General features: G+C 52.2%; 25 protein-coding genes. 21 read left to right on the forward strand and 4 right to left on the reverse strand.

The window, feature by feature from the left end:
• Positions 1-33: 33 nt before the first annotated feature.
• From E3U44_RS08800 to clpB, 4 genes are all read left to right on the forward strand, one after another.
• The gene (locus tag E3U44_RS08800; protein ID WP_134357791.1) at positions 34-870 is read left to right on the forward strand and encodes a PHP domain-containing protein; all 837 of its coding nucleotides are present in this window, start codon (positions 34-36) and stop codon (positions 868-870) included.
• A 26-nt stretch (positions 871-896) separates the two neighbouring features.
• Complete coding sequence (locus E3U44_RS08805; RefSeq protein WP_134357792.1) at positions 897-1,526, forward strand: L-threonylcarbamoyladenylate synthase; 630 nt, start codon at positions 897-899, stop codon at positions 1,524-1,526.
• 63 nt (positions 1,527-1,589) lie between these two features.
• Positions 1,590-2,315 carry a lysophospholipid acyltransferase family protein gene (locus tag E3U44_RS08810; RefSeq protein ID WP_240761786.1) on the forward strand — a complete coding sequence of 242 codons (726 nt, stop codon included), beginning with the start codon at positions 1,590-1,592 and terminating at the stop codon, positions 2,313-2,315.
• Between the two features lie 64 nt (positions 2,316-2,379).
• On the forward strand, positions 2,380-4,977 hold the full coding sequence (clpB, locus tag E3U44_RS08815; protein WP_134357794.1) for an ATP-dependent chaperone ClpB: 2,598 nt from the start codon (positions 2,380-2,382) through the stop codon (positions 4,975-4,977).
• A 112-nt stretch (positions 4,978-5,089) separates the two neighbouring features.
• On the opposite strand, the gene E3U44_RS08820 is transcribed toward clpB, so the two are convergent.
• The 3 genes from E3U44_RS08820 to E3U44_RS08830 are packed head-to-tail and all read right to left on the reverse strand — an operon-like array spanning position 5,090 to position 8,225.
• Entirely contained in the window at positions 5,090-5,329 is a 240-nt protein-coding gene (locus E3U44_RS08820; protein ID WP_206054935.1) for an FmdB family zinc ribbon protein, read from the reverse strand.
• 20 nt (positions 5,330-5,349) lie between these two features.
• The gene (locus E3U44_RS08825; RefSeq protein ID WP_134357795.1) at positions 5,350-5,949 is read right to left on the reverse strand and encodes a beta-class carbonic anhydrase; all 600 of its coding nucleotides are present in this window, start codon (positions 5,947-5,949) and stop codon (positions 5,350-5,352) included.
• 53 nt (positions 5,950-6,002) lie between these two features.
• A complete protein-coding gene (locus tag E3U44_RS08830) occupies positions 6,003-8,225 on the reverse strand; it encodes an AMP-binding protein (protein WP_134357796.1) in 2,223 nt (740 codons plus the stop codon).
• A gap of 203 nt (positions 8,226-8,428) precedes the next feature.
• On the opposite strand from E3U44_RS08830, the gene E3U44_RS08835 reads away from it, so the two are divergent.
• Positions 8,429-8,812 (forward strand): SirB2 family protein, encoded by a 384-nt coding sequence (locus tag E3U44_RS08835; protein WP_134357797.1) that lies wholly within the window; start codon positions 8,429-8,431, stop codon positions 8,810-8,812.
• A 57-nt stretch (positions 8,813-8,869) separates the two neighbouring features.
• Here E3U44_RS08835 and E3U44_RS08840 read toward each other — a convergent pair whose 3' ends face one another.
• Entirely contained in the window at positions 8,870-9,727 is an 858-nt protein-coding gene (locus E3U44_RS08840; protein ID WP_134357798.1) for an SDR family NAD(P)-dependent oxidoreductase, read from the reverse strand.
• A 244-nt stretch (positions 9,728-9,971) separates the two neighbouring features.
• Between E3U44_RS08840 and flgB the strand changes: the two genes are divergently transcribed.
• The 16 genes from flgB to E3U44_RS08920 all read left to right on the forward strand — a co-directional run bounded on the left by flgB (position 9,972) and on the right by E3U44_RS08920 (position 25,667).
• Complete coding sequence (gene flgB, locus E3U44_RS08845; RefSeq protein WP_134357799.1) at positions 9,972-10,367, forward strand: flagellar basal body rod protein FlgB; 396 nt, start codon at positions 9,972-9,974, stop codon at positions 10,365-10,367.
• A gap of 4 nt (positions 10,368-10,371) precedes the next feature.
• Positions 10,372-10,785 carry a flagellar basal body rod protein FlgC gene (flgC, locus tag E3U44_RS08850; RefSeq protein ID WP_134357800.1) on the forward strand — a complete coding sequence of 138 codons (414 nt, stop codon included), beginning with the start codon at positions 10,372-10,374 and terminating at the stop codon, positions 10,783-10,785.
• A 22-nt stretch (positions 10,786-10,807) separates the two neighbouring features.
• Complete coding sequence (locus tag E3U44_RS08855; RefSeq protein WP_134357801.1) at positions 10,808-11,488, forward strand: flagellar hook assembly protein FlgD; 681 nt, start codon at positions 10,808-10,810, stop codon at positions 11,486-11,488.
• Between the two features lie 24 nt (positions 11,489-11,512).
• The gene (flgE, locus tag E3U44_RS08860) at positions 11,513-12,790 is read left to right on the forward strand and encodes a flagellar hook protein FlgE (protein WP_134357802.1); all 1,278 of its coding nucleotides are present in this window, start codon (positions 11,513-11,515) and stop codon (positions 12,788-12,790) included.
• 25 nt (positions 12,791-12,815) lie between these two features.
• The gene (flgF, locus tag E3U44_RS08865) at positions 12,816-13,556 is read left to right on the forward strand and encodes a flagellar basal-body rod protein FlgF (protein ID WP_134357803.1); all 741 of its coding nucleotides are present in this window, start codon (positions 12,816-12,818) and stop codon (positions 13,554-13,556) included.
• A gap of 37 nt (positions 13,557-13,593) precedes the next feature.
• Positions 13,594-14,379, forward strand: a complete 786-nt coding sequence (gene flgG, locus E3U44_RS08870) for a flagellar basal-body rod protein FlgG (protein ID WP_134357804.1) — start codon at positions 13,594-13,596, stop codon at positions 14,377-14,379.
• A 225-nt stretch (positions 14,380-14,604) separates the two neighbouring features.
• A complete protein-coding gene (gene flgH / locus E3U44_RS08875; RefSeq protein WP_134357805.1) occupies positions 14,605-15,294 on the forward strand; it encodes a flagellar basal body L-ring protein FlgH in 690 nt (229 codons plus the stop codon).
• 57 nt (positions 15,295-15,351) lie between these two features.
• A complete protein-coding gene (locus E3U44_RS08880; RefSeq protein ID WP_134357806.1) occupies positions 15,352-16,455 on the forward strand; it encodes a flagellar basal body P-ring protein FlgI in 1,104 nt (367 codons plus the stop codon).
• A gap of 78 nt (positions 16,456-16,533) precedes the next feature.
• Positions 16,534-17,430 carry a flagellar assembly peptidoglycan hydrolase FlgJ gene (gene flgJ / locus E3U44_RS08885; protein ID WP_134357807.1) on the forward strand — a complete coding sequence of 299 codons (897 nt, stop codon included), beginning with the start codon at positions 16,534-16,536 and terminating at the stop codon, positions 17,428-17,430.
• A 34-nt stretch (positions 17,431-17,464) separates the two neighbouring features.
• Positions 17,465-19,408 carry a flagellar hook-associated protein FlgK gene (gene flgK, locus E3U44_RS08890; RefSeq protein WP_134357808.1) on the forward strand — a complete coding sequence of 648 codons (1,944 nt, stop codon included), beginning with the start codon at positions 17,465-17,467 and terminating at the stop codon, positions 19,406-19,408.
• A gap of 3 nt (positions 19,409-19,411) precedes the next feature.
• Positions 19,412-20,614: a flagellar hook-associated protein FlgL gene (flgL, locus tag E3U44_RS08895; protein WP_134357809.1), complete on the forward strand. Its 1,203-nt coding sequence runs from the start codon at positions 19,412-19,414 to the stop codon at positions 20,612-20,614.
• A 161-nt stretch (positions 20,615-20,775) separates the two neighbouring features.
• Complete coding sequence (locus E3U44_RS20345; RefSeq protein WP_134357810.1) at positions 20,776-22,233, forward strand: flagellin; 1,458 nt, start codon at positions 20,776-20,778, stop codon at positions 22,231-22,233.
• Positions 22,234-22,315: 82 nt separating this feature from the next.
• Positions 22,316-22,714, forward strand: coding sequence for a flagellar protein FlaG (locus E3U44_RS08905; protein ID WP_134357811.1), 399 nt, complete (start codon positions 22,316-22,318; stop codon positions 22,712-22,714).
• 33 nt (positions 22,715-22,747) lie between these two features.
• Entirely contained in the window at positions 22,748-24,787 is a 2,040-nt protein-coding gene (fliD, locus tag E3U44_RS08910) for a flagellar filament capping protein FliD (RefSeq protein WP_134357812.1), read from the forward strand.
• 79 nt (positions 24,788-24,866) lie between these two features.
• Positions 24,867-25,310 (forward strand): flagellar export chaperone FliS, encoded by a 444-nt coding sequence (gene fliS / locus E3U44_RS08915; protein WP_134357813.1) that lies wholly within the window; start codon positions 24,867-24,869, stop codon positions 25,308-25,310.
• Positions 25,311-25,361: 51 nt separating this feature from the next.
• Complete coding sequence (locus tag E3U44_RS08920; protein WP_134357814.1) at positions 25,362-25,667, forward strand: flagellar protein FliT; 306 nt, start codon at positions 25,362-25,364, stop codon at positions 25,665-25,667.
• The last annotated feature ends 89 nt before the right edge of the window (positions 25,668-25,756 follow it).

The raw sequence follows: 25,756 nt of genomic DNA on the forward strand, positions 1-25,756 counted from the left end.
ACTGTATTTGCCATATGGGGTACACTGTATTAGATGGCAACAGCAATCTACGATTTACACACCCATTCAACGGCTTCCGATGGGACTCTTAATCCTACCGCGCTGGTGCAGCGGGCTGCCACCCAAGGAGTGGCAGTTCTGGCTTTAACCGATCATGACTGCACTGCGGGTTTGGCTGAGGCTAGCGCCGTCGCTGCAAATTTAGAATTGGCGTTGGTTTCCGGGGTGGAGATCTCCGTGACCTGGGGCGGGCGTACGGTGCATATTTTAGGGCTGGGCATTGATCGGGAAGACTCAGAACTGCAAGCTGGCCTTCAGCAGTTACGGGCCTATCGGGATGAGCGGGCTCGCGAAATAGCTCAGGGCCTTCAAAAGGTGGGCATTGAGGGCGCCCTGGAGGGGGCATCATGCTATGCCCAGGGTAATATTCTTAGCCGTACCCACTTTGCCCGTTTTTTGGTTAAAAAAGGGTATGCCAAGAGTCTCCAGGCTGTTTTTAAACGCTATTTGGTTCAGGGCAAACCGGGGCATGTTGCAGGTCGTTGGGCGACGCTGGAGCAAGCTGTGACCTGGATCCGTCATGCTGGCGGGTTCCCAGTCGTGGCCCATCCTGCCCGCTACCGATTGACCCGTAGCAAATTGGGGCGACTGCTGGGTGAATTTAAGGAATGCGGAGGAGTTGCCCTTGAAGTGGTCTCAGGCAGCCAGCCCCCCGAGGCGACGGCCCTTTTACTTCGTCTTGCTCAGGAGATGGAGCTTTTAGGGTCTTGTGGCTCCGATTATCATGGCCCCGAGAATGCCTGGATTGAACTGGGGCAGATTCCTCCTTTGCCTGAAGGCTGCAAACCAGTGTGGAGCCTATGGCAGTAATTACAAGAATCACAAGGTAACGCCCCATGAGTCAGTATTTTCGGATCCATCCCACTCATCCCCAACAACGCTTGCTTAATCAAGCGGCGACCATCCTCCGACAAGAAGGGTTGATCGTCTATCCGACTGATTCGGGCTATGCTTTAGGATGTCAAGTGGGCAACAAGGCAGCGGCGGATCGCATTCGCCACCTTCGAGGTCTAGGCACTCGCCATGAGTTTAGTTTGGTCAGCCGGGATCTTTCGGAGTTCTCCCTTTATGCCAGAATTGGGAACAGCGCCTTTCGGCTGTTAAAAGCCCTTACCCCGGGAGCTTATACCTTTATTTTTAAAGCTACCCGGGAGGTCCCTCGGCGCTTGCAAGATCCTAAACGGCGCACTATCGGCATCCGAGTTCCGGATAATCCTATTACCCAAGCGTTGTTAGCGATCTTGGGCGAGCCCTTGATAAGCTCTACTTTGATTCTGCCCAGGGAGGAGATGCCCCTTACCGATCCAGAAGAGATCCGCGATCGGATTGGCAATCAGGTGGATCTCATCATCGATGGGGGGTATTGCGGCTTTGAGCCAACGACCGTGGTTGATTTGGTCGAAGATGTGCCGAAGATTATCCGTGAGGGTAAAGGGGATACATCGCCTTTTAAGATTGAATCTTAAATCGATAGGTAGATGCTGGCCATTATTTGCCACAACTATCAAAGTATTTAGGTAATTTTGCGTATGCTTGCTGAGATTGGGCTATGGCCTTTCCTCATTGTGGCTGCTGCGGCAGGCTGGTGGGGGTGGAGACAGGGCCTGCGCGCTTGCGAGGCTGCCAATGAGGTTGATTGGGGGGTGCGTTGGCTGAACCGTTTGGATGGTCTCAATCGCCTCTACTGCCGCCGTTTCCATCGCCTTGATTCTGCTTTGCTGCCCTTACCTGTTCAGGGGGGGGCTTTGGTGGTGGCTAACCATGTCTCCGGGCTTGATCCCCTACTTTTAGTGGCGGCGAGTCCTCGGCCACTGCGGTTTTTGATTGCTCGTGACCAGTATCGCCGCTTTGGCTTTAGGTGGTTATTCCGCGCTATGAAGTGTATCCCGGTTGATCGGGATAGACGACCAGAAAAAGCTCTCCGGGAAGCGTTGTTAGCCCTACATGCGGGGGAGATAGTGGCTCTTTTTCCCCAGGGAGGGATTCATCTGGATACGGACCCACCCCGTCCCCTCAAAAAAGGAGTGGCTTGGCTGGCAGTACGGTCAAGTGCACCTATCTATGCGCTCCGTATCGAGGGCGTTGAAGGTCAAGGCCAAATTCTTGGGGCTTTGCTGCTTCGTAGCCAGATTTCTCTTCACTATAGTCCGCCAATTGCTTGTGCTTCCCTGTCGCGAGAGGAATGTTTGTCGGAAGTGGCTCAAATCATAGAGGGCCGAAAGTGGAGAAGCCCTCAGGTATTGCAGGGGGTTTAATTTCCCTGACTAAGCCCCCATCTCTGTCTATAAGAAGAGATTTTAAGTACCAGAGGGTTTACCCATGCGACAGGACAAATTAACCACCAAGTTTCAGGAGGCCTTGGCCGATGCCCAGAGTTTAGCTGTGGGGCAAGACCATCAGTTTCTGGAACCGGCGCATGTAATGTTTGCCTTGCTAGAACAACAAGGGGGGACTGCAGCCCCCTTATTGATGCAGGCAGGGGTGAATGTCAATAATTTCCATGCCCAGCTCAGCGAGGCTCTGAAGCGGCTTCCCCAAGTACAGGGCGTTCCCGGAGAGATTCACCTCTCTCAAGATTTGATGCGGTTGCTCAATGTGACCGACAAGCTGGCCCAGCAACGCCATGATCAATACATCTCCAGTGAATTATTCATGCTTGCCGCTGTAGAGGATAGGGGCCAAGTGGGCGAGCTGTTGCGTAAAAACGGCGCCACTAAGGCGAATATAGAGGCAGCTATCAATACCATCCGTGGCGGGCAACAAGTGAATGAACCTGGAGCCGAGGACCAGCGCCAGGCCTTAGAACGCTATACCATCGATCTCACGGAGCGGGCTGAGCAGGGTAAATTAGACCCGGTCATTGGCCGTGATGATGAGATACGCCGCACTATTCAGGTGTTGCAACGCCGGACTAAAAATAATCCGGTGCTGATTGGTGAACCAGGGGTGGGTAAAACCGCCATCGTCGAGGGATTGGCCCAGCGTATTATCAACAGTGAAGTTCCGGAAGGGCTTAAGCATAAGCGTTTGCTCGCGCTAGATATGGGGGCTCTGATTGCCGGCGCTAAGTTCCGGGGCGAGTTTGAGGAGCGGCTCAAGGCGGTGCTCAAGGACATCAGCAAGGCAGAAGGAAATGTTATTTTATTTATTGACGAACTCCATACGGTCGTGGGTGCAGGTAAGGCGGAAGGGGCCATGGATGCCAGTAACATGCTCAAACCAGCCTTGGCTCGCGGTGAACTTCACTGCATTGGGGCAACGACCCTGGATGAATACCGTCAATACATAGAAAAAGACGCGGCCTTAGAACGGCGTTTTCAAAAAGTCCTGGTGGATGAGCCGAGCTTAGAAGATACCATTGCTATCCTGCGAGGCTTAAATGAGCGCTATGAAGTCCATCATGGGGTGGAGATCACCGATCCTGCCATTGTGGCGGCGGCCACTTTATCCCACCGTTACATTACCGATCGCAAACTGCCGGACAAGGCCATTGACCTCATTGACGAGGCTGCCAGCCGCATTCGAATGGAGATCGATTCCAAGCCGGAGCCCATGGACCGGATGGAAAGGCGCTTGATTCAATTAAAAATTGAGCGGGAAGCCTTACGGAAAGAAACTGATGAAGCTTCTAAGAAGCGCTTGGAGACTTTGGAAACCGAGATTAATCATTTGGAGCAAGAATATGCCGATTTAGAAGAGGTTTGGAAGGCGGAGAAAGCCGCCCTAAGCGGTGCCCAAGGGATCAAGGAAAAACTGGAGCAGGCTCGATTGGAATTGGACTCCGCTCGGCGTGCCGGAGATTTAACGCGGATGTCGGAATTACAGTACGGCCAGATCCCGGAACTCCAAAAACAGCTCGATGCGGCCACCGCGGCTGAACAACAGGATTTTACGTTACTACGTAACAAAGTGACGGAGGAAGAAATTGCTGAGGTGGTTTCCAAATGGACGGGGATTCCGGTTTCCAAAATGCTAGAAGGAGAGCGGGAGAAATTATTAAAAATGGAAGAGGCTTTGCACCAGCGAGTGGTGGGCCAAGAAGAAGCCATCGAAGTGGTAAGTAACGCGATTCGTCGTTCCCGGGCCGGGCTGGCTGATCCTAACCGGCCTAATGGCTCCTTCCTCTTTCTAGGACCTACAGGAGTAGGAAAGACTGAGCTTTGTAAGGCTCTGGCGGCTTTCTTGTTTGATACGGAGGAAGCCATGGTCCGCATCGATATGTCCGAGTTTATGGAGAAGCACTCCGTGGCCCGGCTCATTGGTGCTCCCCCCGGCTATGTGGGGTTTGAAGAGGGAGGCTACCTTACCGAGGCGGTACGCCGCAAGCCCTATTCGGTAATCTTGCTGGATGAGGTGGAGAAGGCCCACCCGGATGTATTTAATATTTTGCTCCAAGTTTTGGATGATGGGCGACTGACAGATGGCCACGGTCGCACGGTAGATTTTCGCAATACAGTAGTGGTCATGACTTCTAACCTTGGTTCCCATGTGATTCAAGAAATGGCCGGGGAGGAATATTACCAGGAAATGAAAAACGCGGTGATGGAAATTGTAGGACAGCATTTCCGTCCGGAATTTATTAACCGGGTGGACGATGTGGTAGTATTCCATCCCCTGTTGAAAACACAGATCCGGGCGATTGCCAAACTTCAGATTGGCCATCTCCAGCAGCGATTACTAGAACGGGATATGGATTTAGCTGTGTCCGAAACTGCTCTGGATAAATTGGCAGAAGTGGGCTTCGATCCGGTTTATGGAGCTCGGCCCCTCAAGCGGGCGATTCAGCAACAGATCGAGAACCCACTAGCCCAGGAAATCTTAGCGGGAAAATTTGAGCCTGGGGATCTGATTGAAGTGGGAGTTGAAGGCGAACATTTCGTCTTCGAGCGCAAAGCAAGGGCAGCCTCTGCCGCCTAGCTTGAAGTGGCGCGTAGGCCGGATAAGCGTAGCGCATCCGGCCTACGGTTTATCTTTGATAATATTATTGGTAGGCAGGATAAGGCACTCTGCGCCGCATCCGGAAAAATTCCTAATGAGAATGACAACCACGAGGGCGGCTGCAACCACAAGTCCCTGGATTTTCATCCTTAAGGGATTGCATGGCCGCTTCACGCCCTCTTGCCTTATAGCCATGTATTGCTGGTGCGGACAAGCGTTGCTTGACTGACCCTCCGCAAGCAGGACAGTAGGGCGCGGACTCGTTCATGCCATGATAGGCTTCAAAATCCTGGTTGCAAGCCACACAATGGTACTCATAAGTGGGCATCATCTTCTCCTAAGACATCATGATTACTTAGCGCCCATTTCCCTGCTGGTATTAACCTTACCGCTCACCGCGCCATGGGGAGGTCGCAGGTGGCTTGTCTCTACCTCCCAAATCCAACCACTGACAGTCACATCATTAGGAATCAAGGGATGATTCCGGACATATTCAACCTGTTTAGCGCAAATATCATCCACGTTGTCGAAGAGGCGAATCCATTTGCCAAAGGCACCTGCATCGAGCTTCAACTCGGGTAGAGAAGGATCAACTGGGATATTGTCCAGATCAATGCCTTGATCCTTGAGGGCGTTAACCAGGGTATCCATATGGGCAGACATCATGCCACACTCGGTATGATTAATGATGACGATTTCTTGGGTTCCAAAAAACTGGCAGGTGAGCATCGCTGAGCGAATTGCATCATCCGTAATGAGACCTCCGGCGTTGCGAAAGACGTGGGCATCGCCCCGATCGCCTCGAATTCCCAATGCTTCATCGACGGGCAGGCGTTCATCCATACAAGCACAGACCCAAAGACGGCGATTGTTGGGAATACCCAATTGGCGTCGCAGGGCCCAATTTTTGCGTTGGGTGTAATCGGCTTCTAACTGCTGTTTCAAGCTCATCTTATTAATCCTCCCATGGAAGACAACACAGGGGTTAAGGGTCAAATACAAGTTTAGGCCAAGGCTTTTTCTATCTGCAGCAGTTTTTTCTCTGCCCATCGTTGGGAGGTTGCATAATCTATTTTGCCGCTAGCAAGAAGAGGGACTTCTTCTACCACCAGAATCCGGCGGGGGACACTCAGCTCGCTGAGCCCCTCCGCCTTTGCCTGTGCCGATAGGGGACGTCGTTCGGCGTCTCTCTGTTCTGTGAGCAGCACCAATTCTTCCCCCTTTTTGGCATCTGGCAGGGAAACAACGGCATGGCGTACCTCTGGCCAAACACTGGAAGCCAATGCTTCTGCTGTGGTTAAAGAGACCATCTCGCCGGCAATCTTGGCAAAGCGCTTAGCGCGACCCCGGATAGTAAGATAGCCGTCTTCGTCAATATTGACGATATCGCCGGTGTCGTACCATCCCCTACCACGGGGAGTATGGGGAGGATGTAACAGTCCGGGGGCGTGATGTAATAAATAACCTAACATGATATTAGGCCCCCGAACTTCTAAGCGCCCGCCCTCGTTGATGCCCTCCACAGGCTCGAGATGGTATTCAATCCCGGGGACCAATCGCCCCACCGTGCCTGAACGGTGAGCGATGGGAGTATTGACGGCCAATACTGGGCTGGCCTCCGTAACCCCATAGCCCTCGAAAATGCGGATTCCAAACTTCTCGCTCCATAGCCGGCGAGTGGGTTCCTGCAATTTCTCCGCCCCTGCAAACACATAGCGTATGCTATGGAAGTCATAGGGGTGGGCATGTTGGGCATAGCCGGCTAGGAAAGTATTGGTGCCAAATAAAATGGTGGCGTTGACATGGTAGGAGACTTCGGGAACCATCCGATAATGCAGCGGTGAGGGGTATAAAAATAGAGGAACGCCGGAAAGGAGGGGCAACAGGGTGCCCGCCGTTAATCCAAAGGCATGGAAGACGGGCAAGGTATTAAGGATCAAGTCTTCTCGTGTGAAATCGATACGGCTTGCAACTTGCTGAATATTGGCTAACAGGTTGGCATGTGAAAGGACCACTCCCTTGGGCGTCCCTTCAGAGCCAGAGGTAAATAAAACCACAGCCGGATCGTCAGGGGTGGCTTGGGGGACCGTGCGCCAATAAGCCGCCCGGGCAAAACGAGAGCGAGCCATGGCTTGCAGCAGTTTCCAAGGGCCGATGTGCTGGCGTAAATCTTCTAAATAAATTAACCGAATCTTGCGGGCTAGGATCTCCGCCATGGTCTGTAATTCAGCCGCTTCGATAAAACGCCGTGAAGTATATACGGTGCCAATACCGCCCGCTTCGATGGCAGCAGAAAGGCCACTAGCGCCGGTGGTGAAGTTCAACATGGCCGGTACGCGGCCCTGGCTGTGCAAAGCGAAAAAGAGAACCGCAGTGCTTAAAGCATTAGGCAGTAATACGCCGACGTATTCTCCTGGCTGAGTCTCTCGTGCTAGCACCGAACCTAACAGAAAGGCTCGTTGTACCAGCCGGTTATAGCGTATGGGCTGGCGGTCTAAGTCTTGAGCAATTTGCAGGCTTCCGCCATGCTTTTGACGGGCATCTAGCAAAGCTTCAAAGACTGTACGGCGATAATGGCTGTTGGAGAATTTTATTTCCGTGATGGTTTCCAGCAGCCGGACTTCTGCCTGTCTGCGTCGTTCCCGGCTAGGAAGTTGCGGCGGTAGAGTAAAGTCCTGGGGCGGTAATAGGGTAATGGTAATGGGAGGGAACCATCTGCGACGGCCGCGCATGCAGGAAAAGGGGGTGTCTTCAGCCCCCTCAATCCGTACGGGTAGCACCCTGGCTCCGGATTTATAGGCGGCCCATCCTGGAGCTTGGTAAATTTTCATTATCGAACCTGTCGCGCTGATCCGCCCCTCGGGAAAAAGGACCACCTGACGGTGCTCGTTAAGGCGCCGAAGTAACACTTGCGGGGCAGAGGGATCCATAAGGTCTAAAGGGAAAGTGGGGATTAGCTTGAGCCAGGGGCGTAGCCAACGGTTTTGGGCCAACTGGGGAGGGATAGCGAAGACCGTGTCCTGGGGAAGAAATGTTGCCAGGAGCAAGGGATCGAGAAAAGAGATATGGTTGGCGATTAGTAATACCCGCTGGCCGGCTTTTTGGTAATGTTCCAAGCCTTTGACCCGGATCCGGTAAAAGTTTTTGAGGGAATATCGAAGCAAGGTCGCTAGCGGTTGAATCCGTTGGCTGTTTTCCTTCGCTGGTCGTGTTGTTTGGGGTTCCATGGCATTATCTTCGTGCAATTAAAAATTGAAGAGGCGCCTGTAGAACTGAGTACCTCAGCAGAAATCTTCGAATGTTGTCAGGGTAAGTCGGTTGTGGGGAGCCAAACTGCAAGCAGGCCCTTGCAGGCTTTAGTTCAATTTCACAGCCGCTCACCCTGTGATATTACATATTCTATGCATAAGTATTAGGATAAGGTAGCAGTATGACTTTATACCTCACGCTTAAATATATCCACCTTGCCAGTGTAGCGACTACTTTGGTGCTTTTCATTGGGCGCGGCTTGTGGATGCTGTTTTCTCCCCAGTATTTGCAGCAACGCTGGGTGCGCATTGTCCCCCATATGGTGGATACGGTGTTATTGACAAGCGCTATTGGTTTAACGCTTATCTTGCATCAATACCCGTTTGTGAATGATTGGCTTACGGCAAAGGTCCTGGCGCTGATAGGTTATATCGTTTTCGGCAGTATTGCTTTGAAACGTGGTCGGACTAAGCCTACTCGGGCCATTGCAGGGTGTGTGGCCCTTATCTTATTTGGTTATATGGTTTGGGTCGCCCGCGGCAAGGTTCCCTTTCCATGGAGCTAATTAGGTTTAAATGGAGTGGTGGAGGTTTCCTGTGCGGGTATCCAAATGGTGCCAGCGCTACCGGTTTTCGCTGCGAGAAACCTGACGAAGTATCCAATCCATGGCAGCGTGGGGGAGCATACGTTTCAGCGCGGCAAAAACATGAGTGGGAGTGGTGACATAATAGCGTGCTCGGGGTCGTGGTGCTTCTAGAGCATGGATGACTTTTTTGAGCACGGACTCAGGGGGAAGGGTGAAGGGGACGGCGGGCCCGCATTTTTTTAGGCGCTGTTCCATAGCGAGATAGGTTTGGTAATGGGCGCTGCGTGTAGGGTCGATGTTTTCCAGGTACTTTTGATATGAATTGTGGCGGAATTGGCTACTGATGGGGCCAGGCTCAATAACAGAGACCTTAATTCCGCTTCCATAGAGCTCTAGGCGAAGAGTGTCTGCTAAGGCTTCCAGAGCATATTTGCTGGCGTTATAAGCTCCGCGGAAGGGCAGAGCGATAAAACCGAGCACAGAGCTATTGTAGATGATGCGGCCAGCGCCTTGATTGCGCATGGCGGGGATCAGGCGGTTGGTCAGTTCCTGAGTTCCTAGGGTATTGGTTTCTAATTGGGCTCGCAATACTTCCCGGCATAAATCTTCTACAGCACCCGGCTGGCCGTAAGCTGCATTGTTAAACAGAGCATAAAGTTGCCCCCCCGTTCGTTCCAGAACGGTGTCCACCGTATTAGCAATGGAGGCTTCATCGCTGAGTTCAAGGGAAATGGCCTCTAGACCTTCAGCCGTGAGTTCTTCGAGATCTTGGGTTCGGCGTGCTGTGGCGAAGACACGATAACCGCGGGCTTGTAACCCCCTGGCAACGCAGCGGCCAATGCCGCTAGAGCAACCGGTAACCAACACGGATTTAGAAGCAAATTTCTGATTCATAAATGTTTATAGCGTAGTTTTTCTTGTGTGTTAAGTTAATCGTCGCTTGCAACCTAGCAGGCAAAGTATGCCAGGATGACAAGGCAAGCGCTATTGCCGCCTGCGGCAATTATTTGCCGGGTGAGGATAGCTTGCCAGTAAATATTTAGTTTCTATCTGTTTGATTCTTAGCATTACTTCTAGGTGGCATAACCCTTGCATGTGTTTTAGGGTAATTCAATTTATTGATTGCCGGGAGTGAGCTATGTCTATTTCCTTTGATTCGGCATTGGGAATTCATCCTTATGCTTTGAGCCTTTGGTCTCGGCGCGCCGAATTATTGGCGGCCAATCTCGCTAATGCTGATACGCCGGACTATAAGGCAAGAGATATTGATTTTAAGACGGCACTCCAGCAGGCCCAGGGAACAGCCCTGCCACTGCAAGTCACCCATGCGAAGCATTTGCCTTCTGCGGCAGGGCAACTCCCTGGAGGGGAGGCCCTTTATCGCGTCCCCCTACAAGCTTCCATCGATGGCAATACGGTGGACAGCCAGGTGGAGCATGGTAAATTCATGCAGAATGCGCTCCAATACCAAGCCAGTCTCCACTTCCTGAGTGGCAGCTTCAAAGGACTGCGGTCGGCCCTGAAGGGAGAGTAGCGCCATGTCATTGTTCAAAATCATTGATATTTCGGGTACTGCGATGAGTGCCCAAACCCTGCGACTGAATACTACCGCCAGCAATCTTGCCAACGCCGATAGTGTCAGCAGTAGCGTAAATCAGACTTATCGGGCCCGCCATCCGGTGTTCGCTACTGTGTTGAATGAATTTAATCAAGGGGCGGCTACCGGGGGAGTGCAAGTGCTGGGGGTCGTGGAGAGCAAGGCCCCGCTACGGCAGGAGTATGCTCCTGATCACCCCATGGCCAACGAGGCAGGATATATTTTTCATCCCAATGTGAATCCCATTGAGGAAATGGCCAATATGATTTCGGCTTCACGCAGTTATCAGAATAGCGTGGAGGTTGCCAATACTTCCAAACAGTTACTGTTACGCACCCTGCAATTGGGTGAATAGCGGATAGGGAAAGCATTAAATAATGGTTACTGCGACCCATTCCAACCTGGATATTTATAAAGAATTAGGACTGACCCGACCACCCGATAAAAAGCCTCAAAACACCGAATTGGGGTTAGAACAATTTCTGAAATTGATGACTACCCAGCTTAATCACCAGGACCCTTTTGAACCCATGGATAATAGCACTTTCCTTGGCCAGATGGCTCAGTTTGGGACGGTGAGTGGGATTCAAGATCTGCAAAACTCCTTTAAAGAACTCAGCGGTTCCATGCAGTCCAATCAAGCGCTGCAAGCTTCGGGTTTAGTTGGCCGCTCGGTATTAGTGCCTTCGGAGGTCGGTTCGCTGGAGGCAGAGGGCTCCTTGCGGGGAGCTGTCAAGTTGCCTTCAGAAGCAAGCAGCCTGCAATTGAAGATTTTTGATCAAGCTGGCCAGTTGGTCCGGTCTTTAGATCTAGGAGCAGGCCAAAGCGGAACCGTTCACTTTGCCTGGGATGGTTTCAAGGAGGATGGGACCTCAGCCCCGCCTGGGCTTTACCAATTCAAGGTGGAAGGGGTGGTCGATGGCAACACCCAAGCCTTGCCTTCATTTGCGGTAGCGCGGGTGGACAGCGTGGTTATCAAAGAAGGGGGCGAAGGATTGACTCTCAATCTGGTAGGACAGGGGTCGGTACCCTTTGGTCAAGTGGAGCAAATTTTATAGGGTCTTGGGTCGAGGAGAAATGTTATGTCGTTTAATAATTCGCTTAGTGGTCTGAATGCTGCATCCTCTGATCTGGATGTGGTCTCAAATAATATTGCTAATGCCAACACCACAGGTTTTAAAAGGTCGCGGGCTGAATTTGCCGATATTTTTGCCGTCTCCTCTTTCGGCAGCCCGAAGACGGCAGTGGGCAGTGGTGTTTTGCTCAGCCGGGCGGCCCAGCAGTTTGATCAGGGAAATTTAGACTTCACACAAAATATGCTAGATCTGGCCATCAGTGGCCGGGGGGTTTTTGCTTTGTCTCCCAACTTGACCAGCAATGAATTGGTCTATTCTCGGGCAGGTGCCTTTAGTATCAATAAGGATGGCTATGTAGTTAATGGCGCGGGTCAATTTTTGCGCACTTTTCCTGTCAACCAGGAGGGCACTGTTACCGCATCGAGTTTGGAAAGTTCTCAGCCGGTGCGGCTTCCTACCTCGGCGGTAACCCCCCAAGCAACCAGCCAAATCAATATAGGGGCTAATCTGCCTGCGGATGCCGCTTCCCTGGACCCGGCTAATTTCGATCCTTTGGATGCCGATACTTTCACGGCTTCCACATCAACGACGGTTTTCGATTCCCTTGGCAATAGCCATATTTCTACCTTGTATTTCATTAAGGACACCAATAGCCCCAACCAGTGGGCCGTTTATCACGCCTTGGATGGGGCCCTCGTCAATGTCAATGGAGGTACCGCCGGCACAGGTGGTATCCAGTATGGGGTCCTTAATTTCGATTCGGCAGGCAGCTTGACGGGGACAACGCCTAGCCCTTTGGTGACTGATCCTGTGGTTCTTGGCAATGGCGCCGATGATATGGCCTTGACGCTGAACTTTCCCTCTACCACCACCACCCAGGTGGCTTCGCCATTTAATGTCACAGCATTGGATCAAGATGGGTTTACGTCAGGCCGACTTACTGGGTTGGATATCAGTGAAACGGGGGTCATTCGGGCCAATTTCAGCAATGGGCAAGATTTAGCCCTAGCAAAGGTGGCGTTGGCTCAATTCCCTAATGAACAAGGGCTGCGTCAGTTAGGGAATAATGCTTGGGAGAGCACCATTGACTCAGGAGCCGCCATAGCGGGTGAGGCGGGCAATGGCAGTTTTGGTTTAATCCAGGGAGGGGCCTTGGAGAGTTCCAACGTGGATCTCACTGCGGAATTGGTGCATCTGATTACCGCCCAGCGTAACTTCCAGGCAAATGCCAGGGCCATTGAGACGGTGAGTACCCTCACGGATACCATTCTTAATATTCGTTAAGCATGAGTAGAGAGAGTAAATCAGAATGGATCGAATGCTTTATGTGGCAATGACAGGGGCCCAGCAGATGATGCAGGCCACTGCTGCTAATAATCACAATTTAGCCAATCTCAATACTACAGGATTTCGGGCTGATTTATCCCAGTTCCGCAGTATGCCCGTGTTTGGTGCAGGTTACCCTACCCGAGTCTATGCCATGGCAGAACGCCCTGGAGTGGATTTCACCCCGGGGGTTCTCCAAAGTACCGATCGGGAACTAGATGTAGCGGTACAGGGAGAAGGCCTGATTGCCGTGCAGGGTTTCGATGGGAACGAGGCCTATTCTCGAGCAGGCAATCTTAAAATTTCCAGCAATGGGATTTTGACCACAGGAGCAGGCCAGCCGGTCCTTGGGGAAGGTGGACCGGTCGCTATTCCGCCGGCGGAAACCGTGGAAATCGGCACCGATGGTACCATCTCCATCCGTCCCTTGGGGCAAGAGGCCAATACCTTAGCCGTGTTGGACCGGATCAAGCTGGTGAATCCTCCCTTGGCCCAGTTAAAAAAAGGCGAAGATGGTTTGCTGCGGCTAGCGGATGGCACTGCCGCTCCGCCAGATGCTTCAGTATCTCTAGCTTCAGGGATGTTGGAGGCTAGCAATGTCAATGGAGTGGACGCTATGGTGGAAATGATTGCCCTAGCCCGCCAGTACGAAATGCAGGTCAAGATGATGCAGGCGGCGGAGGAACTAGATGCCTCCTCTGCTCAAATGCTTCGAATGAGTTAAAAGACGGTTTAAATTTAAAATAAAGGGGGAATGGGCCATGAATCAAGCTTTATGGATTGCCAAGACCGGCCTTGATGCGCAACAGACCCGCATGGCGGTTATTTCCAATAACCTTGCCAATGTCAATACCACCGGTTTTAAGCGCGGCCGGGCTGTCTTCGAAGACTTGCTATACCAAACGGTACGCCAGCCGGGTGCCCAGTCTTCCCAGAATACCCAGTTACCTTCCGGGTTAATGCTAGGTACGGGAGTGCGGACTGTCGCCACTGAGAAACTCTTTTCTCAAGGGAGCATTGCTCAGACTGAAAATCCCCTTGATTTAGCTATTCAGGGGCGGGGTTTTTTTCAGATCCTCATGCCTGATGGCAGTTTAGCTTATACCCGTGACGGTACCTTCCAGGTGGACGCCAATGGCCAGTTGGTGACTTCCAGCGGCTATCCTGTAGAGCCGCGGATTACTATTCCTGAAGGTGCCCTCTCTGTGACCGTTGGCTCTGACGGTATCGTGTCGGTATTAGTGGCGGGGGACACCGCGCCTACCCAACTGGGAAATGTTCAATTGGCCGATTTTATTAATCCGGCAGGGTTACAGCCCATTGGCAATAACCTCTTCAAGGAAACCGCCTCTAGTGGTGTCGCCCAAACGGGAATTCCGGGGCTTACCGGCTTCGGGACTTTGGTCCAAGGCGCTTTAGAGGGCGCTAATGTGAATGTGGTGGAAGAGTTGGTCAATATGATTGAAACCCAGCGGGCCTATGAAATGAACTCTAAAGCAATTGCGGGCACGGATGAAATGCTCCAGTTTGCGACCCAGAGTCTTTAAAAAACTATGCAACTTAGGGGCGGCAAAATCGGTAATGCTTCAAGCATGGGCATCAATATCTCGGCAAAATTTTTGAGAAGAGCGCGGTCAGTTTTGCGTTTCTCAACCGCTCCGACAAGGCAACAAGTAGCGTGCACTGCGGGCACGAACAAGAGTGTGCCGGCTGGCATAGAGGTCAGGAAAAGCAACCCCTCAAAACTTCCGCCGGCGTACTTAAAAAAAATCATGATCAGCATGGTGGGTATTGCTCTCATTGCCGGCTGTGCGGCCCAGGTGCCCAAACCGGATCCTCATTTTGCAGCAACCCTCCCTAGGACAACGCCACCGCCTCAGCATAATAACGGGGCGATTTATCACGCCGGGTATGAGCTCTCATTGTTTACCGATTACCGGGCGCGGCAGGCCGGTGATGTACTGACTATTGTGCTGGAAGAGCGGACTGATGCGGAGAAAGAGAGTGACACCGCCATCGACAAGGAAACCAGTTATTCTTTAACTAATCCCACCTTGCTGGGTTCTGCCGTCCAATTCGATACCCCTAAATGGTTTCCTTTAGCCAGCAACAAGAACAATTCCCTGGAAATGGCCGCTGCGGTTGAAGGTGCCTTCTCCGGAAGTGGAGATAGCAGCCAGAATAACCGCCTCAATGGTCACATTACTGTTACTGTCGCTGAAGTGTTGCCAAACGGCAATCTTATCGTCCAAGGGGAGAAGGTCATCACTATCAACCAGGGCAACGAATATCTGCGAATCTCTGGTATTGTCAGTCCCCGGGATATCCAGCCGGATAATACGGTGTCTTCTTTAAGACTTGCGGATGTCCGTCTCGCCTATGTAGGCGATGGCGCAACCCAGGATGCCAATCGCATGGGTTGGCTCACCCGGCTTTTCTTTAGCAAATTTATGCCTTTTTAAGTGAGTTCACCTGGCCAACTATTCCCAACTAAAATCAGAAGCCCGCGGAGTTTTGCGGTGAAAATAATTCAGATTCTGTTCCTAGTGATCTTACTCTGGCTAGGCCAAGCGGCCCAAGCTGAGCGGGTAAAGGATCTGGCCGCCATCGCCGGGGTTCGTAGCAACCAACTGGTGGGTTACGGCCTGGTGGTGGGATTGGATGGCACAGGAGACCAAGTGACGCAGGTACCCTATACTACTCAAAGCCTCAGGAATATGTTGCGGGAGTTTGGGATCAATTTGCCCCCCGGTGTTAATCCCCAGCCAAAAAATGTAGCGGCAGTCTCCGTCCATGCCCAATTGCCTCCCTTTGCCAAACCTGGTCAGCAGATTGATATTACCGTCGCTTCACTGGGTAACGCCAGGAGCCTGCGTGGCGGGAGCCTGTTATTGACTCCCCTCAAGGGCGCCGATGGCAGCGTCTATGCTATGGCCCAGGGCAATCTGGTGGTGGGGGGATTTGGTATCGAAGGAAATGATGGTTCCCGGGTGACTGTCAATGTACCCAGCACCGGACGTATCCCCAACGGAGCTACGGTGGAACGGCATGTGGCTAATCCCTTTAAGGAGGGTGACCACATTGTCCTTAATCTCCATACCTCGGATTTCACGACGGCTAACCGGGTTGCCGTGACTATCAACCAGGCGATCGGTGCCGGCACCGCTCGTCCCTTAGACGGGACGTCGATCCAGGTTAACGCACCTCCTGATCCGGCGCAGCGGGTCAGCTTTGTCTCCTTGTTGGAGAACTTAGAGGTCGAACCCGGTGAGGCCGCGGCGAAGGTGGTTATCAATTCTCGCACCGGGACTGTGGTGATCGGCCAGCATGTGCGGGTGCAACCTGTGGCCGTCTCTCACGGCAGCCTGACGGTGACCATCACGGCTAATCCGGCAATTAGCCAACCGCCTCCCTTGTCTGGTGGACAGACGGCGGTGGTGCCGCGCACGGACATAGAGGTAAAGGAAGAAGGTAGCCGGATGTTTTTATTTGCCCCTGGAGTGTCACTGGGTGATATTGTGCGGGCGGTGAACCAGGTGGGAGCAGCGCCAGGAGATTTAATGGCGATTCTCGAAGCCCTCAAGCAGGCCGACGCCCTGCGAGCAGAATTAGTCATTCTTTGAACGCGCCTTATGACCGGTTGATTTCTTTGTGCTCTTAGTGTCTTTATGGTGATCTTATGAATTATCCAGGCTAAGCCCATGGCTCCATCAACCACTCCACTTTACACCATTGCTGACAGCTTTGATGAGCTTCGCCAGACCGCACGGCAAGCACCGAAAGATCCCGAGACATTGCGCCAAATCGGAGCCCAATTTGAATCTCTCTTTGTCCAGCTAGTGCTAAAAAATATGCGGGAAGCCAGCCAGGGGGAAGGACTCTTGAGTAGCCAACAGGTTCAATTTTATCAAGGACTTTTTGATCAGCAGATTTCCCTTGAACTGGCCCGTAAGGGGGGATTGGGTTTAGCGGATATGATTGTTTCCCAGCTGGGAAACAAAATCCCAGGGAAAGAATCCCTGTCTTCAGTCCAGAAGACCGCCATTGCCCGCACTCCAATAGAGAGAGTCACGGTCACTGAAAAGACAGCACCCGTCTTGGCAACGCCGGCCGAATTTGCCCAAACCCTTTGGCCCTATGCCCAGGAGGCGGCGCACGCTCTTCAGGTCGATCCTCGGGTGCTGCTTGCTCAAGCCGCTCTAGAAACAGGATGGGGGCGGCAGATCCTCCGTACTGAGGCCCAGGAGAGTAGCTACAATCTGTTTAATATCAAGGCGGACGGTCAGTGGCAGGGCCCAGTGACTCAGATAGGTACTATCGAATACCGGGAGGGGATTGCCGTGCGTGAGCAAGCCCGTTTCCGGGTCTATACATCCTTTCGGGAGAGTTTTGAGGATTACGTCACATTTTTGCAGCAGCAGCCCCGCTATCATCATGCCTTAAGCCATACTCGCAGTCCTGAGAGCTTTATCCGAGCCTTAGCTGAGGCTGGCTACGCGACGGATCCTGCCTATGCAGATAAAGTATTAGGGGTTTTAAGGAGCGAGACGTTAGGACAGGCTTTAAGGGAGGCAAGAATGACGCTTAAGGAAATTTAATTCCGGCTAGGTTGCAGACAAGGCAAAATTCACCATGGCAACAGGCGACCCACTGAGTATCGGCCTTTCTGGGCTCTTAGCCATGCAGCGGTCCTTGGCGACCACCAGTCATAATGTTGCGAATGTTAATACCCCCGGTTTTTCTCGGCAGCGCACGGAACTAGCCACTCAACTGCTTGAATTTTCAGGGAATGGGTTTATTGGTACCGGAGTTAGTGTCACCACCGTGCATCGTGCCTATGACGCCTTCTTGACCGAGCAGGTACAAGGGTATACTTCTGAGCACGCCCAATTCGAAACCTTTCATGATCTGACAGCTCAGCTTGACCATCTTTTTGCGGACTCTGAGGCCGGCTTATCCCCCACCTTGCAGCAATTTTTTAATTCGGTGCAAGAGGTGGCCGATGCTCCCTCTGCACCGGCAGCTCGGCAGGCATTGCTTACCGAAGGGGAAGTATTGGCTGCCCGCTTCCATTTTCTCGATGGTCGCCTGCGTGATCTCCATGATTCAGTGAATACTCAACTTCGGGATACAGTGGCGGAAGTCAATACTCTTGCTTCCTCTATTGCCAAGCTCAATCAGCGTCTCTCTGAATTCCAGGGGCAAAATAGCAGCCAGCCAGCCAATGATTTACTGGATCAGCGGGACCAGCTCATTGGGGAGCTTGCTCAGAAAGTGGCCGTGACGGTATTTCCCCAAGAAGATGGAATGCTCAATGTTTTTGTTGGCAATGGCCAGTCCCTAGTCGTGGGTGACCACAACAGTAAGCTAGCGACTCTTCGCGATCCCTACGATAGCTCCCGCTTAGACATTGGTTATAGCGTGGGCAGTGATACTTTGGCAGTCTCCGACCAAATGGCGGGGGGTGAATTAGGCGCTTTACTTTCTTTCCGGGCTCAAGTACTGGAACCGTCCCGCAATAACTTGGGCCAATTGGCGCTTGGAATTACTCAAACCTTTAATGCTCAGCACCACTTAGGAATGGATCTCAAAGGAGAGCTGGGGCACGATTTTTTTTCCCCTATCGATTCCAGTGCTCCGGTTTCTTTGCCTCGGACGGATAATACCGGCGATGGCATGGTGGAGATCACTGTTAGCAATGTTAGCGAGCTCACTGACAGTGATTATCGGTTGGAGCGCAATGGTGCAAGCTACACGCTCACCCGCTTGTCAGATAACCAGGTTTACTCTTTGACTAATTTTCCTGGCGGTACGGCAACCATCGATGGGCTAACTTTAGATTTAACCGCTGGTTCCATGGATTCGGGAGATAGCTATCTTATCCAACCTACCCGGGAAGCCGCCCAAAATTTCGGGGTGATGCTCACCGATACTAGCCGTATTGCCGCCGCCGCACCGATCCGTACCGAAGCAAATCTTGGCAATAAGGGGACAGGGCAAATCTCAGCGGCTTCGGTAACCAACACCAACGGCCTTCCTTTGCCTACTAATGGGCAGATTACCCTAAACTATGATGCGGCAGCAAAACAATTCAATGTGAATGGGGGGCCGGGTGGCGTGTTGGGTTATGATCCCGCGACTGAGGGTGACGGCAAGGAATTCACCTTTTCTATCTTAGGGGGGATCACCTTCACTATTTCGGGCACCCCTGCCGATGGAGACAATTTTGTTGTTCATAATAATACTGGGGGCGTGAGCGATAACCGTAATGCCCTCGTACTCTCCGGGCTGCAAACTCAAAGTCTTCTCCAAAATGAGACAGCAACTTACCAGGAACAGTATAGTCGTTTGGTCGTGGATGTTGGTGTCCGCACTCGTCAAGCGGAAGTGAACCGGGATACCAGTGGAGCTTTGTTAGATCAGGCAGTTGAAGTCCGGGAAGGCGTGTCGGGAGTGAACTTGGAGGAGGAGGCGGCTAACTTACTCCGTTTTCAGCAGGCTTTTCAAGCCGCCGCCCGGGTGATCTCGGTTGCCGATACTATGTTTCAGTCTTTGTTAGGTGCAGTAGGTAGATAATCCATGCGTATCTCCACTTCTTTATTCCAACAACAAAGCATTGATGGGATATTGGATCAGCAGGCCCAGGTCAGCAAAATTCAACAGCAATTAGTCACTGGCCGGCGTATTCTTACTCCGGCCGATGATCCTGCCGCTGCCGCTCGCCTGCTAGATGTTCGTGAAACTTTAGAGCAGCTCTCCCAATTCCAAAGAAACGCCGATGGGGCGACGGCTCGTCTGTCCCAAGAGGAAACAGCCTTGGCAGGGGTGGGGGATTTACTGCAGCGGGTGCGGGAGCTGGCGGTACAGGCGAATAATGGTTCTCAAAATAATGAGAATCGAATCATGATGGCCAAGGAAGTTCGGCAGCGTCTTGAGGAACTTCAGGGGCTTGCCAATTCTCAAGATGCCAGCGGTGAGTATCTTTTTGCCGGTTTTAAAGGTCGCACCCAACCCTTTACCCGGGAAGGAGGAGATTTTGCCTACCAGGGCGATCAGGGTCAGCGCCTAATACAAATCAGTCCTTCAGTGCAGATGGCGGACAGTGATCCGGGCTCTGAGGTATTTCTGGCCATCCGCGAGGGGAATGGCACTTTTGTTACTGAGACGGACCCTTCGAATAGTGGCTCGGGGGTGATAGGTCCTGGTTCGGTCAGTGGGATTTTTGTTCCTGACGATTACACTTTGCGCTTTTCTCAGCCACAGCCTAGTGACCCCCTTACTTTTGAAGTCCTAGACTCACAAAATAACGTTGTGACCAATGGCAATTTTGTCAGTGGGGAAGCAATTGCGTTTGGGGGTGCCCAAGTGAGCGTAACCGGCACACCTGGAGATGGAGATCGTTTTACTATCCGTTCCAGCGCCCATCAGGATATGTTCACTACTATCCAACGTTTTATTGATGCTTTGGAGCAGCCAGTGAGCGACACGGCCAGCCAGGCCCGTTTCAATAATGATATGAATAGAACCCTCACTGATTTGGATCAAGCGCTGGGGAAGGTTTCAGAGATCCGGGCAGGGGTCGGAGCTCGTCTTAATGCCATCGATAGCGAGCGCCAAATGAACGAAGACCTTAGTCTGCAAATGGCTGAGCTGCAATCCTCTCTTAACGATCTCGATTTTGCCGAGGCCATTGGCCATCTCAATCAGCAACTAACGGCCCTTGAAGCCGCTCAGCGAACCTATACCCGGTTGCAGGGCTTATCCCTATTTAATTTCCTCTAAGCGCTCTAATTGGGGCGGCAAACTCTTGCCGACTCTAGCCTAAAGTTTCCTCCTATTTTGCCGATCCTTTCCGTGGAAGCGACGAATGCGCCTTTTGCGCATCTCCGCTGGAGATAATTTAGTTGGGGACAAACCCGGAAAATATCTAAGGGAGGGTAACAATGCCTCAAATTATGAATACTAATATTATGTCGCTGAACGCACAGCGGAATCTTGATCGTTCCCAGAGTGCGCTGCAGACTTCGTTACAGCGTTTGTCCTCAGGTTTGCGGATCAATAGCGCCAAGGATGATGCCGCTGGCTTAGCCATTACCGACCGGATGAACTCACAGATTCGGGGTCTAAACCAGGCGGTCCGTAATGCCAATGATGCTATCTCCGTTACCCAAACGGCCGAAGGGGCAATGACAGAAGCCACCAACATCCTGCAACGGATGCGTGAGTTGGCGGTCCAATCGGCCAATGACACCAACAGCAGTGCGGACCGAGTAAATCTGCAAAAAGAGGTTTCCCAACTTCAGACAGAACTCAACCGGATTGCGGATACCACCTCTTTCAATGGTAAAACTTTGTTGGATGGTTCTTTTACCGGGCAGAAATTCCAGGTTGGGGATAAAGTCAACCAAACCATCAATTTTTCTATCAATAGCACTCGTGCTACCGACATTGGCGAGCATCAGGGAAGCAGTAACACCAATGTGGGGGCTTTAACGTTAGCAGCAGATACCACGGGGGATAATGGTGTCGCCGCTCAGAGTGTGATTCTCAATGGCGCCATAGGCTCTGAAACGGTAACTCTTGCCGGCGGTGAGACCGCCCAAGCAATCGCCGATTTAGTCAATGGGCAATCCGGCACCACCGGCGTGACGGCCACGGCCCAGACCTCAGTCACCTTGGACAACGCGGCCGATGGAACAATCGCTTTCACCCTCCAGTCGAGTGGAGGAACGGCCGCCTCCATTTCCGCGGGGGTCACCACGACTGATTTGACCAACTTGGCGGATGCTATCAATGCCCAAAGCGCCGAGACGGGGGTGACCGCTACCCTTAGTGAAAATAGGGATGCCATTACCCTGGAAAATACGGATGGCGAGGATATTCTCATCTCGGATGCAGCTAATACCGGCGCTGGGGCTGGCGCGGTAGCATTTGCTGTGGGGGCACAAAACTTAATACAGGATGATGGGAATGGGGAAACAGACAGTCTCGTAGTAGGGGGCCAAGTAGATTTCCAATCAGATAAAAGCTTCACGGTGACCGGGGATGCTACGGTTTTGGCTGGGACTAGCATCGCCTCGTCCTTGTCCTCGGTGGCCCAGGTGGATATCTCCACCCAAAGCGGCTCCAATAGTGCCCTTTCTGTTCTTGATAAGGCCCTCGGTTCCATCTCGACTCAGCGGGCGGATTTAGGAGCGCTGCAAAATCGTTTTGAGTCCACCATTTCAAACTTGGAAAGCGTCTCCGAAAACGTTTCCGCCGCCCGTTCCCGCATCCGGGATGCTGATTTTGCGGCCGAGACGGCTGAATTGACCCGCAACCAGATTCTCCAACAGGCAGGTACCGCCATGTTGGCCCAGGCCAATTCATTGCCCCAAAACGTATTGAGTTTATTAGGGTAACTTCAAGCTAATCCATATCACGTTCGGGGCCAAGCCCCGAACGTGATACTTTTTAATCGAATCTCTCGCCAGGAATCAGCGAATGTCTAATGCTATTTCTCCAGAGCTCATGCCTAGGGAAATCCCAGATGGACTTTCCCAAGCATCCGAGATCAAAGTTCATCCGCCTAGCGAGCAGCAGCCATTGACTGCCGGCTCGTCTCAGTCTAAGGGAAAGGAAGGGGAGAAGGGGGAAGTCGACCCTCAACAGTTGGTTGAGGCAGTGCAAAGCATCAACCATTTTTTGCAAAGCGTGCGCCGGGAATTACAGTTTAGTATCGATGAGGTGACGGGCCGCACTGTGATTAAGGTTGTTGACAGGGAAAGCGAAGAAGTGATTCGGCAGATCCCTCGAGAAGAAGTGCTGACGCTGGCGCGGCGAGTAGCGGAAGAAGGCGGGGAAGGAGTGACAGATGGCACGCTCATTCAAACATTGGTTTAACGGTGGGCTTATTTCTGAACGGACGAAAGAAACATGATTACTTCGTCGGGTATTGGTTCTGGGCTTGACGTTGAAAGTTTGGTTAACCAACTGGTCGCGGCAGAAGGGCAGCCCCAGCGGCTCCGCTTCAATCGCCGGGAGGCTCAGCTGCAAACGACTCTGTCCGCTGTGGGTACCCTGAAAAGTGAATTGGCGGACTTCCAAAATGCCGTTTCCGGGCTTAACTCCCTTTCAGCTTTCCTAGGGACTAAAGCCAGGGTTGACAACACGAGTTTATTGACCGCTGTAACGACGGCGGAAGCGGCTACCGGTACTTATCGGGTAGAAGTGCAGCAGCTTGCCCAAGCCCAGAAGCTCGCCTCGAAGACATTCTCTGACTCCCACACGACTATCGGCACGGGAACCCTGAGCTTTCATTTTGGCACCTATGATGAAGACACCAACACCTTCACGGCGAATTCCGATAAACCAGCCCAAGTGGTGACCGTTGATGCTGCCCACAGTAGCCTGAGCGGCATCCGCGATGCCGTCAATGAAGCCAATATGGGAGTCAGTGCGAGCATCGTCAATGGTGGGACCGGGGATCATCTGGTGTTTACCTCTAAAGACATGGGGGTGATCCATAGCCTGCAAATTACAGTTGATGATGGTGAAGGTGCCGATCCAGCTGATAATGTGGATGACGATGGCTTATCGCAACTGGCCTATGACCCCGCCGCTCCAGGCGTTGGTAGTGGTAAGAATTTGACGGAGACGGTGGCCGCCCAGGATGCTCGGCTCCTTGTCGATGGTCTGAGGATTACCCGCTCCACTAATACTGTCACGGAAGTGGTTGAGGGAGTAACTTTAAATCTCAAAAGTGCTGAACCAAGTTCCCCCACGACACTCACTGTTGCTTCCGATGGACAAGTCATCAGCAAATCAGTGAAGAGTTTCGTGGACTCTTATAATGGCTTGGTGGAGAGCTTAAACTCGCTATCTTCCTATAACCCGGAGACCCGAGAAAGGGGTGCCTTGCTAGGGGATGCGAGTTTGCGTGGAATAGAAAACCGCATTCGCCGTCTCATGGGCTATGCCGTGACCGGACTGTCTGGCCCCTACCGGGCCCTGGCCGATATCGGGATCACCACCCAGCGAGAGGGGACCTTAGCTTTAGAGGAGAGTAAGTTACAGAGCGCTATTAAGACCGATCCAGAGGCAATTGCTCGTTTGTTTGCGGTCGGTGGGAAGGCCTCGGACCCCTTGGTGCGTTTTGTGGAGGGCACGGAGACAACCCGGGCCGGTGAATATGAGGTCCATATTAGTCAGTTGGCTACCCAAGGGAAGTATACGGGGGAGGCGACAGGTAGTTTTCCCATTACTATCGATGCAGACAACGATGAATTCACACTCAAAGTAGATGGCAGCGAGCTTGGGACAATATCGTTGACCCACGAGATCTACAACAGTGGCTTGGAACTTGCCGCAGCGCTCCAGAGCCAGATTAACGGCAATCCCAAACTGAGTGAGGCAGGGGGGAGTGTGGCGGTCGAGTTTGTGAGCGACCACCTTGAAATCACCTCGAGTCGTTATGGAAGTGCTTCAAGCGTTGAACTCCTATCGTTAGATCCTTCGCCAGCTGTGACCACTACCCAAACCCTGGGTTTGACTGTGAAAAGTGGCGATGCAGGGGTGGATGTGGCGGGAACTATTGGCGGCCAAGCAGCAGTCGGTTCTGGCCGCTTCTTGACCGGAAGCGGCGGGGCAGAAGGGGTTAAGCTTGAAGTGCTTGGTGGCGGTGTTGGGGATCGGGGGAGCGTTGCCTTTTCCCGTGGAGTCGCTGCTCGGCTTAATGCTTTTCTTGAACAAGTATCCGCCTCGGATGGGTTTCTAGACAATCGCATTGATGGCTTGAATGATCGTATTGCTGATCTCGGCGAGCAGCGGGAGGTTTTGGATCGGCGGCTAGAGGCCCTTGAGCAGCGTTACCGGACGCAATTCACTATGCTAGACAGTCTCCTTGGGCAGCTCCAAGCAACCAGTGATTTTTTAAGCCAGCAAATCACTATTTTACCGAGAAGAACTTCCTCCTAGTGGGGCATGTTGAGTTAGAGTAGGACAGTTTGTGATTACTTTCAAAGAAGGCTTGGGTAATATTGCAGAGGAACCTCTTATGACACGTAAGGGAGCGCTACAACAATATCGCCAGATTGGTGCCCAAAGTGCCGTCACTGGAGCTAATCCCCACCGTCTCATTCAGATGTTATTGGAAGGTGTTCTAGAGAAAATTGCAGTGGCTAAGGGGGCAATGGCACGCAACGATGTAACGCAAAAATGCACCCATATCAGTGGGGCGATTAACATCGTCGATGGTTTACAATCAAGCTTGAACCATGACCAAGGCGGTGAAATTGCTGCTAACTTGGATCGGCTTTATGATTATGTTGTGAGACGTCTCTTGGAGGCCAATCTTTATAATGATGGCGCCATGCTGGAGGAAGTCACCTACCTCCTTAATGAGGTTAAGAAGGGATGGGACGCTATTTCCACTGCACATTCCCCAATGGCCTATGAGTCTTCTGGGACTGCATCGATTCCTCCAACTTCGTCTCGTTAATGGGAGTAATTTGGGGTTTTCATAAAGTATTCGATTCCGAGATCAGTGGTTGTGGGGGAGACCCTAGATATTCTCCTTGCCTTAAGCCAGAAGATGCTCTTAAAGGCTCAAGAGGGTGCGTGGCAAGAGCTGGCAGATCTGCAGGTGGAGCGAGATAAAGTATTGCAGCAACTGTTCCCTCCAGGGAATCCGCTTGTTTCTTTTCCCTTCGCCCGGCAGCGTCTGGAGCAACTCTTTTCACTCAATGAGCAAATCGTCGCCCTTTGTCAGCAGGAGCGTGATTGTTTTGCCCAAGGATTAAGGAAATTACAGCAGGGTTCTCAAGCTTGCGATACCTATCGGAGCTATACTCTCTAGGGGTATTTTTGCTCGATTTTTTTCCCCTTCACTCTCTCTCCGAGCATTGGAGATGGTGCCCGTATCATCAGTAACAGGCTGCGGCTCCA

Source organism: Nitrosococcus wardiae (genome assembly GCF_004421105.1).
GTDB classification, from domain to species: domain Bacteria; phylum Pseudomonadota; class Gammaproteobacteria; order Nitrosococcales; family Nitrosococcaceae; genus Nitrosococcus; species Nitrosococcus wardiae.

Bases quoted from the DNA above. Each gene is read 5' to 3' on its own strand.
- E3U44_RS08800 (WP_134357791.1), top strand. From the start codon at position 34: ATGGCAACAGCAATCTACGATTTACACACCCATTCAACGGCTTCCGAT.
- E3U44_RS08805 (WP_134357792.1), top strand. From the start codon at position 897: ATGAGTCAGTATTTTCGGATCCATCCCACTCATCCCCAACAACGCTTG.
- E3U44_RS08810 (WP_240761786.1), top strand. From the start codon at position 1,590: ATGCTTGCTGAGATTGGGCTATGGCCTTTCCTCATTGTGGCTGCTGCG.
- clpB (WP_134357794.1), top strand. From the start codon at position 2,380: ATGCGACAGGACAAATTAACCACCAAGTTTCAGGAGGCCTTGGCCGAT.
- E3U44_RS08820 (WP_206054935.1), bottom strand. From the start codon at position 5,329: ATGATGCCCACTTATGAGTACCATTGTGTGGCTTGCAACCAGGATTTT.
- E3U44_RS08825 (WP_134357795.1), bottom strand. From the start codon at position 5,949: ATGAGCTTGAAACAGCAGTTAGAAGCCGATTACACCCAACGCAAAAAT.
- E3U44_RS08830 (WP_134357796.1), bottom strand. From the start codon at position 8,225: ATGGAACCCCAAACAACACGACCAGCGAAGGAAAACAGCCAACGGATT.
- E3U44_RS08835 (WP_134357797.1), top strand. From the start codon at position 8,429: ATGACTTTATACCTCACGCTTAAATATATCCACCTTGCCAGTGTAGCG.
- E3U44_RS08840 (WP_134357798.1), bottom strand. From the start codon at position 9,727: ATGAATCAGAAATTTGCTTCTAAATCCGTGTTGGTTACCGGTTGCTCT.
- flgB (WP_134357799.1), top strand. From the start codon at position 9,972: ATGTCTATTTCCTTTGATTCGGCATTGGGAATTCATCCTTATGCTTTG.
- flgC (WP_134357800.1), top strand. From the start codon at position 10,372: ATGTCATTGTTCAAAATCATTGATATTTCGGGTACTGCGATGAGTGCC.
- E3U44_RS08855 (WP_134357801.1), top strand. From the start codon at position 10,808: ATGGTTACTGCGACCCATTCCAACCTGGATATTTATAAAGAATTAGGA.
- flgE (WP_134357802.1), top strand. From the start codon at position 11,513: ATGTCGTTTAATAATTCGCTTAGTGGTCTGAATGCTGCATCCTCTGAT.
- flgF (WP_134357803.1), top strand. From the start codon at position 12,816: ATGGATCGAATGCTTTATGTGGCAATGACAGGGGCCCAGCAGATGATG.
- flgG (WP_134357804.1), top strand. From the start codon at position 13,594: ATGAATCAAGCTTTATGGATTGCCAAGACCGGCCTTGATGCGCAACAG.
- flgH (WP_134357805.1), top strand. From the start codon at position 14,605: ATGATCAGCATGGTGGGTATTGCTCTCATTGCCGGCTGTGCGGCCCAG.
- flgJ (WP_134357807.1), top strand. From the start codon at position 16,534: ATGGCTCCATCAACCACTCCACTTTACACCATTGCTGACAGCTTTGAT.
- flgK (WP_134357808.1), top strand. From the start codon at position 17,465: ATGGCAACAGGCGACCCACTGAGTATCGGCCTTTCTGGGCTCTTAGCC.
- flgL (WP_134357809.1), top strand. From the start codon at position 19,412: ATGCGTATCTCCACTTCTTTATTCCAACAACAAAGCATTGATGGGATA.
- E3U44_RS20345 (WP_134357810.1), top strand. From the start codon at position 20,776: ATGCCTCAAATTATGAATACTAATATTATGTCGCTGAACGCACAGCGG.
- E3U44_RS08905 (WP_134357811.1), top strand. From the start codon at position 22,316: ATGTCTAATGCTATTTCTCCAGAGCTCATGCCTAGGGAAATCCCAGAT.
- fliD (WP_134357812.1), top strand. From the start codon at position 22,748: ATGATTACTTCGTCGGGTATTGGTTCTGGGCTTGACGTTGAAAGTTTG.
- fliS (WP_134357813.1), top strand. From the start codon at position 24,867: ATGACACGTAAGGGAGCGCTACAACAATATCGCCAGATTGGTGCCCAA.